The organism is Kitasatospora sp. NPDC004799 (assembly GCF_040609095.1).
Taxonomy (GTDB): domain Bacteria; phylum Actinomycetota; class Actinomycetes; order Streptomycetales; family Streptomycetaceae; genus Kitasatospora.
This window is the reverse complement of record NZ_JBEXJK010000067.1, coordinates 14,132-27,222: the sequence shown is the minus strand read 5'-3', so window position 1 is coordinate 27,222 and position 13,091 is coordinate 14,132. Positions and strand designations below refer to the sequence as shown.

Here is a 13,091-nt window from a genome sequence, read left to right as displayed (position 1 = left end):
GCTCGACGGCCGGCGCGGTCCCGCCGTCCGCCGCGGCGGCCCCGGCCACCCCGCCCGCACCGGCCGCGCACGCCGGGCTCGGTCGGGAGTACCACCCCGGCCGTCCGGCCACGCCCGCCGAGGCGGTGCCGTGGGGGCTCCGGGTGGCCGCCGAGTCGACCTGGCGGCTGCTGCTGCTCGGCGCCGCGCTCTACGTCGTCTTCTACGTGGTCGACATGCTGCGGCTGGTCGCCTTCTCGGTGCTGGCCTCGCTGCTGATCACCGCGCTGCTGGAGCCCTCGGTCTCCTGGCTGCGCCGGCGCGGGGTGCCGCGTTCGCTGGCGGCGGGCGGGGTGTTCCTCAGCGGCCTGGCCGGGATCGGGCTGGTCGGCTGGTTCGTGGTCTGGCAGGTGTCGACCAACCTCTCGGACGTCACCACCCAGGTGAAGACCGGTGTCAACCAGCTGCGGGACTGGCTGGTCACCGGGCCGCTGCACCTGACCCAGCAGCAGATCACCGACTTCGCCAACCAGATCACCAAGGCCATCACCACCAACAGCGACCAGCTCACCTCGGCCTCGATCACCGGCGCGCAGATCGCCGTCGAGGTGCTGACCTCGCTGCTGATGACCTTCTTCACCACCTTCTTCTTCCTCTACGACGGCGCGAAGATCTGGAACTGGGCGCTGCGCGGCCTGCCCCGGCACTCCCGCTTCGCGATGGCCGGGGCCGGCCCGAAGGCCTGGGCGACGCTCACCGCCTACGTGCGCGGCACGGTCTGCGTGGCCTTCATCGACGCGCTCTGCATCGGCATCGGCGTCGACCTGCTGGGGGTGCCGCTGGCGCTGCCGCTGGCGGTGATCATCTTCCTGGGCGCCTTCGTCCCGCTGGTCGGCGCGCTGGTCACCGGCACCGTCGCGGTACTGATCGCGCTGGTCACCCAGGGGCCGTGGACGGCGCTGATGGTGCTGGCGGTGCTGGTGGCGGTGATGCAGGTGGAGAGCCACATCCTCCAGCCGCTGATCCTCGGCCGGGCCGTGCGGGTCCACCCGCTCGGGGTCGTGCTCGGCGTCGCGGCCGGCGGCATCATCGGCGGCATCGGCGGCGCGGTGGTCGCCGTCCCGCTGATCGCCGTCACCAACACCGTGGTCACCCACCTGCGGCGCCGCAACGAGGCCGGCCAGGCCGTGTTCACCGCGCTCGAAGCCGCCCGCGAGGCCGCCGGACGGACGGCCGAACGGACGGCCGAACGTCCCGCGGCCCCCCACTCCGTGGCCCCGCACCCCGCCCCGCCGGTCGCACCCGCCGCCGACTGACGACGACGGGCCGGCAGCGCGCCCGCGCGTTCCGCCGTACCGGGCCCGCCGGTTCGGGGAACGCGGCCGGGCCGGGAGAACGACGACGGGCCCCTCCCGGACGTGGTGTCCGGGAGGGGCCCGTCGGGGTACCGGGTGCGTCAGGCGTCGACGGCGGCCAGGGCGGCCTCGGAGTCGAGGACGCCGGCCACGGCCTGCAGGACGGCGGCGATCTTCATCGAGGCCTGGATGACCTCGCGCTCGACGCCGGCCTTGCGCAGGACGGCCTCGTGCGAGTCCAGGCACTGGCCGCAGCCGTTGATGGCCGAGACCGCGAAGCACCAGAGCTCGAAGTCGATCTTCTCGACGCCCGGGGTGCCGATGATGTTCATCCGCAGACCGGCCCGCATCGTGCTGTACTCCTTGTCGGAGAGCAGGTGCAGCGTCCGGTAGTAGACGTTGTTCATCCCCATGATCGCGGCCGCGCCCTTGGCGGCGTTGTACGCCTCCGGGGAGAGGTTGGCCTTGGCCTCGGGCTCCAGCTCACGCAGCAGGCCGGGGCTGCGGGTGGCCATCGCGCAGGACAGCACGGTGCCCCAGAGCTGCTGGGCGGGGAGGTCGGAGTTGCCGATGACCGAGCCCAGGTTGAGCTTGAGGTCCTTGGCGTAGTCCGGGAGGGCGGCCTTCAGGTCGTCGAGGGCCATGGGTCAGCCCGCCAGCAGGGCCTGGGCGTCGAGGGTGTCCTCGCCCTTGTTCCAGTTGCACGGGCACAGCTCGTCGGTCTGCAGGGCGTCCAGCACCCGCAGGACCTCCTTGGGGTTACGGCCGACGGAGCCGGCGGTGACCATGGCGAACTGGACCTCGTTGTTCGGGTCGACGATGAAGACGGCGCGCTGGGCGGTGCCGTCCGCGTTCTCGACGCCGCAGGCGCGCATCAGGTCGTGCTTGACGTCGGCCAGCATCGGGAAGGGCAGGTCGTTCAGGTCCTTGTGGTCCTTGCGCCAGGCGTGGTGCACGAACTCGGAGTCACCGGAGACACCGAGGATCTGCGCGTCGCGGTCGGCGAACTCGTCGTTCAGCTTGCCGAAGGCGGCGATCTCGGTCGGGCAGACGAAGGTGAAGTCCATCGGCCAGAAGAAGACGACCTTCCAGCCCTTCTGGTCCTCCGAGGAGTAGTCCTTGATCTCCAGCTTGTCGGCGGACGGGCCTTCGACGCCCTTGAGGGCCCAGGTGGGGAACTGGTCACCGATGGTCAGCACGTTCGCTTCTCCTGAAGTGAGATGAGGGGAGCTTTGTCCGGAATCCGGACACCACTCACAATTCCACATCGTGGACTGATCAGGGAAATAGCTACACTGGATGTGTCTGATCGGAGATTGCTATCAGTACTGAATCCCCCACGTCGCGGCCGGGCATCCGGAGGAACGGCGGCGGCAAGGCCGACCCGACTGTGGCGAGTGCCACAGTCCGCAGTCCCCGCACCCCGACCGTCGCCCAGCTGCGGGCCTTCGTCGCGGTGGCCGAGCACCGGCACTTCCGGGAGGCCGCCGCCGCCACCGGGACCAGCCAGCCCGCGCTGTCCGGCGCGGTCGCGGCGCTGGAGGAGTCGCTGGGCGCGCAGCTGGTCGAGCGTACGACGCGCAAGGTGATCGTCACTCCCCTGGGGGAGCGTGTGCACCAGCACGCGCGCCGGGTGCTCGCCTCGCTGCAGGCCCTCACCGAGGAGGTCGAGGCCGCCCGCCGGCCGTTCACCGGGCCGCTGCACCTGGGTGTCATCCCGACCGTCGCGCCCTACCTGCTGCCCACCGTGCTGCGGTTGGTCCGCGACCGCTTCCCCGACCTGGAGCTGCACGTCCACGAGGAGCGCACCCCCTCGCTGCTGGAGGGCCTGGCCGCCGGGCGGCTGGACGTCCTGCTGCTCGCGCTGCCGGCCGGCGGGGCCTCGCCGACCAGGGACATCCCGCTGTTCGACGAGGACTTCGTGCTGCTCACCCCGCCCGGCCACCCGCTCGCCGGGCGGATCGACGTGCCGCGCGACGTGCTGCTCGACCTGGACGTGCTGCTGCTGGAGGAGGGCCACTGCCTGCGCGACCAGGCGCTGGACATCTGCCGCGAGGTCGGCGCCGACCCGACGGGCTCGACCACCCGCGCGGCCGGCCTGTCCACCCTGGTCCAGCTGGTCGCCGGGGGCCTCGGGGTGACCCTGCTGCCCGCCACCGCGCTGGACGTCGAGGCCGGACGCACCGACCGGCTGGCCGCCGTCCGCTTCGCCACCCCGGCGCCCGGCCGCCGGATCGGGCTGGCCTTCCGGCCGGGCTCGGCCCGCAGCGCCGAGTACGAGCGCTTCGCGGCCTCGCTGCGCGAGGTGCTGGTCGAGCTGCCGGTCCGGATCGTCTCCGAGGGCGGGGCCGACGCGTCCTAGGCGGTGCCCGCCGCCCCGTGCCAGCCCGGCTCGGGGCGGACGGCCGGGGTGCCCAGGCAGAGCCCGACGGTCGTCGCGACCAGCAGGTCCAGGGCGCGCAGGGTCTCCGTGCCGGACCGGTCGTCGGCGCCGCGCAGGGCGAGCTGACGGGCCGTCAGGCCGTCGAAGCCGCTGAGGAAGTGGACGGCGATCTCGCGCGCGGGCATCGCCAGGGTCAGCCCGTGGGCGGCCGCGAGGGCGGTGAGCATCTCGGTGGCGGTGCCCTCGATCTCGCGCTGCAGTCCGAGCATGATCTCCCGCACGTCCGGGTCGCGCATCGCCAGCGCCGCGAACTCGCTCAGCAGGACGCAGCGCCCCTCCTCGCCGTTGGTGGCCTCCCAGAGCGCGTACACCAGGGTGTGGACCTGCTCGCCGAACGTGCCGTCGCCGGGGGAGGCGGCGCGCACCTGGCCGATCGCCTCGGAGCTCAGCTGCTCCACCACGGCCCGGTAGAGGTCCTTCTTGGTGCCGAAGGTGTAGTGCACCGTCGCCTGTGCCACGCCCAGCTCGGCGGCGATCGCGCGGGTGCTGCCCGCGGCGACCCCTTCCCGGGTCATCAGGTCCAGTGCGGCCTGGACCAGTTGCGGGCGGCGTTCGGAGGCGGGGACATGAGCCATCCAGCCAGGGTAGCGCCACGGTCGCCCAACTGTGTCGGTCGATGGGGTCGGTCGATTCTGTCGGCCAACTTTGTCGCCCGACAAACTTGGGCGTACGGTGGTGCCGAGACCCTGCCCCGACCCGAGGGACCGCCGATGGCCACGTACCTGTACCGACTGGGCCGCTTCAGCTTCCGGCGAAGGCGCGCCGTGCTGGCGGTCTGGATCGCCCTGCTGATCGCGGTCGGCGGCGCCGCCGGCGCCTTCGCCGGCAAGACCAGCGACGAGTTCAAGGTGCCGGGCACCGAGGCGCAGACCACGCTGGACCGGATCAAGGACACCTTCCCCGCGCAGGGCCACGGCTCCGCCCAGGTCGTCTTCGCCGCCCCGGCGCCCGGCGGCGCCACCGCGCCCGAGGCCGGCCGGGCGGTCAGCGAGGCGGTCGCCAGGATCGCCGCCGTCCCCGGCGTGGCCGCGGTGCCCGACCCGTACGCCACCGGCGCCGTCTCGCCGGACGGCAGGGTCGCGCTCGCCCTGGTCTCCTTCGACCACAAGCTCGCCGACGTCACCGACGAGCAGCGCGAGGCCGTGAAGGCCGCCGCCGAGCCGGCCCGCGCGGCCGGGCTGGACGTGGCCTTCGGCGGCGACGCGTACAACAAGTTCGCCCAGATCGAGGGCGGCTCCGAGTCGATCGGCCTGGTGGTGGCCGGGGTGGTGCTGGTGATCACCCTGGGCACGCTGGTCGCTGCCGGGCTGCCGCTGCTGACCGCGCTGGTCGGCGTCGGCGTGTCGATGGCCGGACTGCTGGCGCTCACCGGCTCGTTCCAGATCATCACCACCGCGCCGGTGCTGGCCCTGATGGTCGGCCTCGCCGTCGGCATCGACTACGCGCTGTTCATCCTGTTCCGCCACCGCCGCCACCTGGACGAGGGCCTGGAGCCGGAGGAGGCCGCCGCCCGGGCCACCGCGACGGCCGGCAGCGCCGTCGTCTTCGCCGGCCTGACCGTGGTCGTCGCGCTCGCCGGGCTCGCCGTGGCGGGCGTCCCGTTCCTCACCGTGATGGGCCTGGCCGCCTCCGGCGCCGTCGTGGTGGCCGTCCTGGTCGCGATCACGCTGCTGCCCGCGGTGCTGGGCTTCGTCGGCCGCGGCATCGACCGGCTGCCGGTCTGGAAGCGGGCGCTGCACACCGGTGGCCGGACCACCATGGGCGAGCGCTGGGCCCGCTTCGTGGTCCGCCGCCCGCTGCCCGTCCTGCTGATCGGCCTGGCCGGACTGGGCACCCTGGCGGTGCCCGCGGCGAGCCTGGAACTCGGCCTGCCGGGCGGCGGCTCACAGGCGGTCGGGACGGACGCGCGCAAGGCCTACGACCTGGTCAGCGACAGCTTCGGGCCGGGCTTCAACGCCCCGCTGGTGGTCGTCGTGGACGCCGCGGGCGCGCCGCAGCCGCAGCAGGCGGTGCAGGGCGTGGCGGCCAAGCTGCAGACCCTGGACGGCGTCGCCACGCTGCTGCCGCCGCAGGTCGACCAGGCCGGCCGGACCGCCCTGGTGCCGGTCATCCCGCAGACCGGCCCGGACCACGCGGACACCAAGGCGCTGGTCAACGAGATCCGCGACCAGCGCGCCGAGCTGAAGGCGGCGACCGGCGCGGACATCGCCGTCACCGGCACCACGGCCGCCAACATCGACGTCTCCACCAAGCTCGGCCAGGCGCTGCCGCCGTTCGTCGCGGTGATCGTCGGCATCGCGCTGGTGCTGCTCGCGCTGGCCTTCCGCTCGGTGCTCGTGCCGCTCAAGGCGGTGCTGGGCTTCCTGCTCAGCATCGTGGCCTCGCTCGGCGCGGTGGTCGCGGTCTACCAGTGGGGCTGGCTGGACGGCCTGATCGACGTGCCGAAGGTCGGCCCGGTGGTCAGCTTCGTGCCGATCCTGCTGATCGGGGTGCTGTTCGGGCTGGCGATGGACTACGAGCTGTTCCTGGTCTCCGGGATGAAGGAGCAGTACGTCCACGGAAAGGCGCCGCGCGAGGCGGTCGTGGGCGGGGTCAAGGGCGGCGCCCGGGTGGTGACGGCGGCCGCGCTGATCATGATCTCGGTGTTCGGCGCCTTCGTCTTCGGCCACGACCCGATCGTCCAGCCGATCGGCTTCGCCCTCGCGGTGGGCGTGCTGGTGGACGCCTTCGTGGTGCGGATGGCGCTGGTGCCGGCCGCGATGGCGCTGTTCGGCAAGGCCGCCTGGTGGTTCCCGAAGCGGCTGGAGAAGGTCGTGCCGAAGGTGGACATGGAGGGCGAGCAGCTGATCGCCGAGCTGGAGAGGCGGCCGACCGAGGAGCGGGCGGCCCGGAAGGAGCCGGTCGGGGCCTGACCGTCCGTACCGGGTGCCCGGCGGGATCCGTCCCCGCCGGGCACCCGTTCACGTCCCCGCGGGCAGCCGCTGCTCGAACCAGACCACCTTGCCGGTGCCCAGCCTGGTCGCGCCCCAGCGGTCCGCGCACCTGGCCACTATCTGCAGCCCGCGCCCGCGTTCGTCCTCCGGCCCGGTACGGCGCGGGCGCGGCAGCAGCGGGCTGTCGTCGCCGACCTCGCAGCGCAGCCGGGTGGTGCGCACCAGGCTCAGGGTGACCGGCCGGGTCGCGTGCTGGACGGCGTTGGTCACCAGCTCGCTGACCATCAGCTCGGTCGCCTCGCTGAGCTCGTCCAGGCCCCAGCGGCGCAGCGTGTGCGCGGCCAGTCGGCGGGCCCGGCCCGGCGTCTCGTTGCGCGGCTGGAGGTACCAGTGCGCGACGTCCCCGGCCGGGATGCCGTCGAAGCAGGCGCCGAGCAGCGCGATGTCGTCGCCGCGGTCGCCGGGCGGCAGGATCCGCAGCGCCTCCTGGCACAGCTGCTCGGGGGTCTGCCAGCGGGCGGCGGCGATCCGGGCGCGCAGCAGCTCCAGGCCGTCGCTGATCGGGCGGGTGCGGGTCTCCACCAGGCCGTCGGTGAACAGCAGCAGGGCCGAGCCGGGCGGCGCGGGCAGTTCGACGGAGTTGAAGTCCACCCCGCCGACGCCGATCGGCGCCCCGGAGTCCAGCTCGACCAGCTCGGCGCTGCCGTCCGGGCGGACCAGCACCGGCGGGACGTGCCCGGCGTTGGCCATCACCACCCGGTTGGCGATCGGGTCGTAGACCGCGTAGGCGCAGGTGGCCAGGTGCTGTTCGCGGCCGAGCCGCTGGGCCTGTTCGTCCAGGTGGTAGAGCACCTCGTGCGGCGGCAGGTCGAGGGCGGCCAGGGTCTGGGCGCTGGTGCGCAGTTGGCCCATGATGGCGGCCGAGGTGAGCGAGTGGCCCATCACGTCGCCGACGATCAGGGCGACCCGGTTGCCGGGCAGCGGGACGGCGTCGTACCAGTCCCCGCCGACCTGCGCGCCGCGCTCACCGGGCAGGTAGCGCTGGGCGATCCGGACGCCGTGCGACTGCGGCAGGCGCAGCGGCAGCATGCTGCGCTGGAGCTCGTTGGCGATCTCCCACTCGCGGGCGTAGCGCAGCGCGGTGTCCACGGCCAGCCCGGCCTGGGTGGCGAGGTGCGCCGCGGTCGCGGTGTCCGCGGCGTCGAAGACCGGGCGGCCGCTGCGTTCGGGAGGGCGGCGGATCAGTATCAGCAGCCCGAGCACGGCCTTGCGGCCGCGCAGCGGCAGGGCGAGGACGGAGGTGCCGGCGGCCAGCCGGGCCACCCCGCGGGTGCCGTACAGCTCGCGCAGCAGTGTCTCGGCGCGCTCGGCGGCGGGGGTGCCGAGGACGGCCGCCTCGGCGGGGCGGCGGCTCAGCAGGGCGTGGGCGAGGGCGCCGCCGCGGGTCACCGGGGTGGCCGGGCCGCCGTCGGCGGTCGAGCGGGCGCCGTAGCGGGAGCGGCGCCGGTCGTCCAGGCCGCTCGGGCGGCCGCGGCGGCCGATCCGGGTGCCGGTGCTGTGGTGTATCCGCAGCTCCTCCGGGAACCCTGGTTCGCGTTCGACGTTGGGCAGCGGGTCGCGCAGGTGGACGACGGCGGCGTCGGCGAGCGTCGGGACCAGCACCCGGCCGATGTTGCGCAGCGTCGCGGCGAGGTCGAGGGCGCTGTTGATCCGCCGGGTCGCCGAGTCGAGGTAGGCCAGGCGGTCCGCCATCTCGGCGCGCTCCGGCCGGGCACCCGTCCGCCGTGCCGGGGCCGTGGCCGGGGTCGCCGCCGTCGGGGCCGAGGTCGGGCCCGGTGCCGCGGCCGGGACCTGGCGGCGCTGGCCCGGGACGGCGGGCGGCTGCTCCGCCTCGGTCTTGAGCTGGTCGCGCACGGCTGCCTGTCCTGGATTCGGTGTGGTCGGTGAGCTGTTCTGTTGCCCCGGCCGCGGGCGCGGCCGGTCCTGTCCCGGTTCGATCAGCCGACGCGTCGACAGCACAGGAACAGCTGTTCCTCCGGCGGCAGCGTGGTGCTGGCCGGTGCGTACGGATGCCCCGAGCACTCCTCGACGGCGAAGCCGGCCGAGACCAGAACCCGCTCCAGATCCTCCCTCAGATACCCACTGATCCGCAGCTCTCTGCCAAGGAACGGAAGCGGAACGTGATCCAGGTCCGCCTCGACCATACCGAGCGCCAGCAGTCCCCCGGGCCGCAGGAGTTCGCGCAGCTGCCCCAGCACGGTCGGGATCTCGTCCTGCGGCAGCAGGATCAGCGAGAAGAACGCGGTGACCGCGGCGAAGCCGCCCCGGCCGTCCGGCCCCAGCCCCGGGGCGTTCCAGACCCGGTCCGCCCGCTCGGTGGCCAGATCGTACAGGTCGATCCGATGGAAGACGGGCGGGAACGCGCCCGGGAAGGCGGTCCGCCGGGCCAGCGCGAGCATGCCGTCGGAGAGGTCCGCGCCGGTCACCCGCAGCCCGGCCGCGGTCAGCTGGCGGACGGTCGGGTCACCGGCGCCGCAGCCCACGTCGAGCACCCGGGCGCCCGGTTCGAGCTCGGCGAGCAGCCGCCGGCCGCAGGCCAGCTGGCCGTCCTTGGCGGGGAAGGCCTCGCCGTACCCGGTGCCGATGGTGTCGAAGGCGACCGCCTGCAGTGCCCGGGCCGCCCGCCGCCGCCGTACCTCCGGCTCGTCGTCGCCGGCGTCCTCGCCGACGGGGAACGGGTCGGATATCTGTCCGGTCGTCACGTTGCGGGACACCCTTCCACCCGTGGCCTCCGGTGGCTCCTCCACGGCCCCGCGGGCCGCTGCCGGTGGCGGTACGTCACGCTCTGCGCACCACACGGACGGACTGCACCCCGACGGGTTTCCGGCGGACACGCGTGTGCGTACTGGCATCTGAGAATATGCGTGATCACTGCGTCGTGGGGTCCCTTTCCGGCCAACTCGCCGCAGTTGGGCCGTTGTGGCCGGGGTTGCGGAAGCACGAGGGTGCGGACAGGGTTGTGCGCGCGGCCCCGCACGCCGGGCGACGCGCCCGGGCAAGGTCGGTGACCTGCGGTTTCACCGATCGGCGGGCTGACTATCGGACGTTTATCGAACGTCAATCGGTCCGGTGCACAGTGGAGTCCAGCGCCGGGGAAGCGTTGAGGGCGCTCCCGCAGCCGGGGGGCTGCGGGAGCGCCGACGCGCGGAACGGGGGAGGCTCTCCGTGGGGGAGCGGAAGCCTCACGGCGCGGGGGGAGAAGAGAGGGGCTCGGTGTGCTGCTGGGAGATGAGGTCCGCCACGGGGGAGGCCTCAGGCACACCGAGCCGGGTGAAGATCGCATGTGCCTCCTGGAGGCAGGCGAGTCCACGGGCCGGCTGGGCGAGCGTCAACAGGGCCTCGCCCAGCGCGGCGTTCGCCAGGCCCTGGCAGTAGGCGGAGTCCAGTTCCTGGCCGATCGCCAGCGACTCGCCGGCCGCCGAGGCCGCCTCGGCGGGCTGCTCGGCGACGAGCAGGGCGGAGGCGAGCCGGGCCAGGGTGTAGCCCTCCCACAGGGGGTTCTGCTGCGACTGGTAGAGCCGGTGCGCCTCGCGCAGGTGCGGGACGGCGTCGCCGCCGGAGAGCACCACACCCAGCTGGTAGAGGGTCTGGGCGAGCAGGGGGCCGTTCTTGGACTCCCGGGCCGCGGCCACGCCCTCACCGGCGGACCGCACCGCCGTCTCGGTCATCCCGAGCCGGTGCTGCGCCCGCGCCATGTTGCTGACGATGCGGGCCTCGGCGGTCGGTGCGCCGACCGCCTGGCTGGTGGCCCGGGCCTGCTCCATGAACGGCAGGGCCTCGGCCGGGCGGTTGCCCAGGCTCAGGATCACGCCCAGGATGTTCGCGGTGGCCAGCAGCTGGACGGTCGGTTCGTCCGGCGACTGGTGGTCCAGGCTGCGGCGCAGCGAGTGCTCGGCGCCCTGGAAGTCGCTGGTGACGTAGTTCAGGGCGCCCAGGACGAAGTGCACCCGGGCGAGCGCGGGGGAGTCGTCGCGCAGCTCCGCCTCGCGTCCGAGGGTCTCCAGGACGGGGCGCACCTGGGGGCCGTGGGTCGGGTCCGGGTCGAGGCCGTACAGCAGGATCAGCAGGTCGATCGCCGCGTGCTGCGAGGAGCGCGGCCCGTTCGCCGCCGCGGCCACGGAGTTGAGCAGCAGGGCGCTCTCGGTCCGCAGCCAGGACTGGGCGGAGCCGATGGTCGGCAGGCCGATCCCCGGCGAGGAGGGCGTGGTGAGCAGCTCGGGCTCCGGGTCGTCCGGTTCGATGGTCCGGGCCGCGTTGCGGACGGTCGGGATCAGCAGGTCGAGCAGCCGCAGGACGGCCCGCTGCTGCTCCTCGGTGTCCCCGATCCGCTCGTTCTGCCGCTGGGCGTAGAGCCGGAGCAGGTCGTGGTAGCGGTAGCGGCCGGGAGTGAAGCACTCCAGCATGTTCGCCTCGACCAGCGCCTCGGCGAGGTCCTCGGCGGCGTCCTCGTCCAGGCCGAGCAGCGCCGCGGCGGCCGCGAGCGGGATGTCGGGGGAGTCGATCAGCGCGAGCAGCCGAAAGGTGCGGGCCTCGGCCGGGGACAGCTGTCCGTAGCCGAGCCCGATGGTGGTCTCCACGGCCAGGTTGCCGAGCTGGAGCTCGTCCAGGCGGCGGCGCTGATCGGCTAACCGACGGGCCAGGTCGGAGACGCTCCAGCGCGGCCGGCTGGCCAGCCGGGCGGCGGCGATGCGGACCGCCAGCGGCAGGAAGCCGCAGGCGGTGACCACCGCCATGGCGGCCTCCGGTTCGGCGGCGACCCGCTGCTCCCCGACGATGGCCGAGAACAGCGCCAGCGCCTCCTTCGGCGTCAGCTCCTCGACGTCGAACAGCTGGGCGCCGGGGATGCCGGCGAGCCGGGAGCGGCTGGTGGCGAGCACCGCGCAGCCGGAGACGCCCGGGATCAGCGGCCGGATCTGGTCGGCGTCCCGCGCGTTGTCCAGCAGGATGAGCATCCGCCGGTTGGCGAGCAGCGAGCGGTAGAGGGCCGCGCGCTGCTCCATCGACTCCGGGTTCTCGGTGGCACCGAGGGCGTGCAGGAAGTCGCCGAGGACGACGACCGGGTCGGCCGGTGCGGCGCCGGCGCCGCGCAGGTCCACGTACAGCTGTCCGTCCGGGAACTCGGCCCGGACGCGGTGGGCGACGTGGACGGCCAGGGTGGTCTTCCCGACGCCGCCGATGCCGGCCAGCGAGGTGACCACCACGGCCTGGCCGGTGGCGTTCATCAGGACCGCCGAGAGGTCGCCGACCAGCTCGGCGCGGCCGCTGAAGTCCGAGACGTCGGCCGGGAGTTGGGCCGGGGGCGGGGTGACCGGGCGGTCCTTCGCCGCCGCCTCGGGCACGGCCGGGAGGGCGAGCGCCGGGTCGGCCGCGAGGATCCGGGTGTGCATCGTGGACAGGCCGACGCCCGGCTCGACGCCGAGCTCCTCGATGAGCAGCTTGCGGGTGTCGGTGTAGACGCCGAGCGCCTCGGCCTGGCGGCCGCAGCGGTACAGCGCCAGCATCAGCAGCTCCCGCAGGCGTTCGCGCAGCGGGTGCTCGGTCGTCAGGTTGTTGAGCTCGCCGACGATCTCCGCGTGCCGGCCGATGTCGAGGGCGGCGGCGCACAGGTCCTCGGCGGCGGCCACCTGGCGCTCGGCCAGTCGCAGCCGCTGGGTGTCGGCGTAGGGGCCGGGGATGCCGGTGAGCGGGCGGCCGCTGAACAGGCCCAGCGCCTCGGTCAGCAGCCGGTGCGCCTCCTGCTTGTCGCCGTTCGTCCGGGCGGCCGCGGCCTCCGAGCAGAGCCGCTCGAAGACCGTCAGGTCGAGGGCCTCGCCCGGGATGCGCAGCGCGTAGCCGTCGGCGACCGAGACCAGCAGCTCGGCGGGGCGGCGCACCTCCCGCCGGGGTTCGATGACGGAGCGCAGCCGGGAGACGTAGGTGCGGAGCGCGGCCACCGCCTGGGCCGGGGGCCGGTCGCCCCAGAGCGCGTCGACCAGGTCCTGCGTGGGGACCGGGCGTCCGGCGTGCAGGAGGAGGGTGGTCAGGACCGCCTGCTGCTGGGGGGAGCCGAGCGAGAGGGGCCGGCCGTCGACCCAGGCCTGGACCGGGCCGAGGACTTGGAAGCGCGGCGCAGGGTTCTGCGGCGTCTCCCGAAACTCCATGAAGTCCCCCGATGGCCTGTGGTGTCGATTCCGTGAAAGGGCGCTCGGCGGTCCGCCGTGGTGCTTCAGCTTAGGCGGACGTCCGACTCTGCCGGACGGTTCCGCCAGCCGCACGATGTTTATCGGACATTTAATCAACCCTACGATACTGTCCCCGCGCCTGCGCCAAACCGGCCGGGCT

The 13,091-nt window shown here is 73.9% G+C and carries 9 protein-coding genes; 3 read left to right on the top strand and 6 right to left on the bottom strand.

The window, feature by feature from the left end:
• Window positions 1-1,295, top strand: a 1,295-nt coding sequence (locus ABZW03_RS11975; RefSeq protein ID WP_355255356.1) for an AI-2E family transporter, incomplete at its 5' end; no start/stop codon positions are given.
• A gap of 140 nt (window positions 1,296-1,435) precedes the next feature.
• Here the strand turns inward: ABZW03_RS11975 and ABZW03_RS11970 are convergent.
• Window positions 1,436-1,978, bottom strand: a complete 543-nt coding sequence (locus tag ABZW03_RS11970) for an alkyl hydroperoxide reductase (protein WP_355255353.1) — start codon at window positions 1,976-1,978, stop codon at window positions 1,436-1,438.
• Window positions 1,979-1,981: 3 nt separating this feature from the next.
• Complete coding sequence (locus ABZW03_RS11965) at window positions 1,982-2,533, bottom strand: peroxiredoxin (RefSeq protein ID WP_355255350.1); 552 nt, start codon at window positions 2,531-2,533, stop codon at window positions 1,982-1,984.
• A gap of 191 nt (window positions 2,534-2,724) precedes the next feature.
• On the opposite strand from ABZW03_RS11965, the gene ABZW03_RS11960 reads away from it, so the two are divergent.
• Window positions 2,725-3,696 carry a LysR substrate-binding domain-containing protein gene (locus ABZW03_RS11960; RefSeq protein ID WP_355255347.1) on the top strand — a complete coding sequence of 324 codons (972 nt, stop codon included), beginning with the start codon at window positions 2,725-2,727 and terminating at the stop codon, window positions 3,694-3,696.
• Here ABZW03_RS11960 and ABZW03_RS11955 read toward each other — a convergent pair.
• Window positions 3,693-4,352, bottom strand: a complete 660-nt coding sequence (locus ABZW03_RS11955) for a TetR family transcriptional regulator (protein WP_355255344.1) — start codon at window positions 4,350-4,352, stop codon at window positions 3,693-3,695. The two genes, ABZW03_RS11960 and ABZW03_RS11955, sit on opposite strands and share 4 nt — an antisense overlap.
• A 135-nt stretch (window positions 4,353-4,487) precedes the next feature.
• Between ABZW03_RS11955 and ABZW03_RS11950 the strand changes: the two genes are divergently transcribed.
• Window positions 4,488-6,689 (top strand): MMPL family transporter, encoded by a 2,202-nt coding sequence (locus tag ABZW03_RS11950; RefSeq protein ID WP_355255341.1) that lies wholly within the window; start codon window positions 4,488-4,490, stop codon window positions 6,687-6,689.
• A gap of 48 nt (window positions 6,690-6,737) precedes the next feature.
• Here the strand turns inward: ABZW03_RS11950 and ABZW03_RS11945 are convergent, their stop codons facing one another.
• From ABZW03_RS11945 to ABZW03_RS11935, 3 genes are all read right to left on the bottom strand, one after another.
• Window positions 6,738-8,624: an ATP-binding SpoIIE family protein phosphatase gene (locus ABZW03_RS11945; protein ID WP_355255338.1), complete on the bottom strand. Its 1,887-nt coding sequence runs from the start codon at window positions 8,622-8,624 to the stop codon at window positions 6,738-6,740.
• Window positions 8,625-8,707: 83 nt separating this feature from the next.
• On the bottom strand, window positions 8,708-9,379 hold the full coding sequence (locus tag ABZW03_RS11940) for a class I SAM-dependent methyltransferase (protein ID WP_355255359.1): 672 nt from the start codon (window positions 9,377-9,379) through the stop codon (window positions 8,708-8,710).
• Between the two features lie 573 nt (window positions 9,380-9,952).
• A complete protein-coding gene (locus ABZW03_RS11935) occupies window positions 9,953-12,910 on the bottom strand; it encodes a BTAD domain-containing putative transcriptional regulator (protein WP_355255335.1) in 2,958 nt (985 codons plus the stop codon).
• Between the last annotated feature and the right edge of the window lie 181 nt (window positions 12,911-13,091).

Bases quoted from the DNA above. Each gene is read 5' to 3' on its own strand.
- ABZW03_RS11950 (WP_355255341.1), top strand. From the start codon at position 4,488: ATGGCCACGTACCTGTACCGACTGGGCCGCTTCAGCTTCCGGCGAAGG.
- ABZW03_RS11935 (WP_355255335.1), bottom strand. From the start codon at position 12,910: ATGGAGTTTCGGGAGACGCCGCAGAACCCTGCGCCGCGCTTCCAAGTC.
- ABZW03_RS11970 (WP_355255353.1), bottom strand. From the start codon at position 1,978: ATGGCCCTCGACGACCTGAAGGCCGCCCTCCCGGACTACGCCAAGGAC.
- ABZW03_RS11955 (WP_355255344.1), bottom strand. From the start codon at position 4,352: ATGGCTCATGTCCCCGCCTCCGAACGCCGCCCGCAACTGGTCCAGGCC.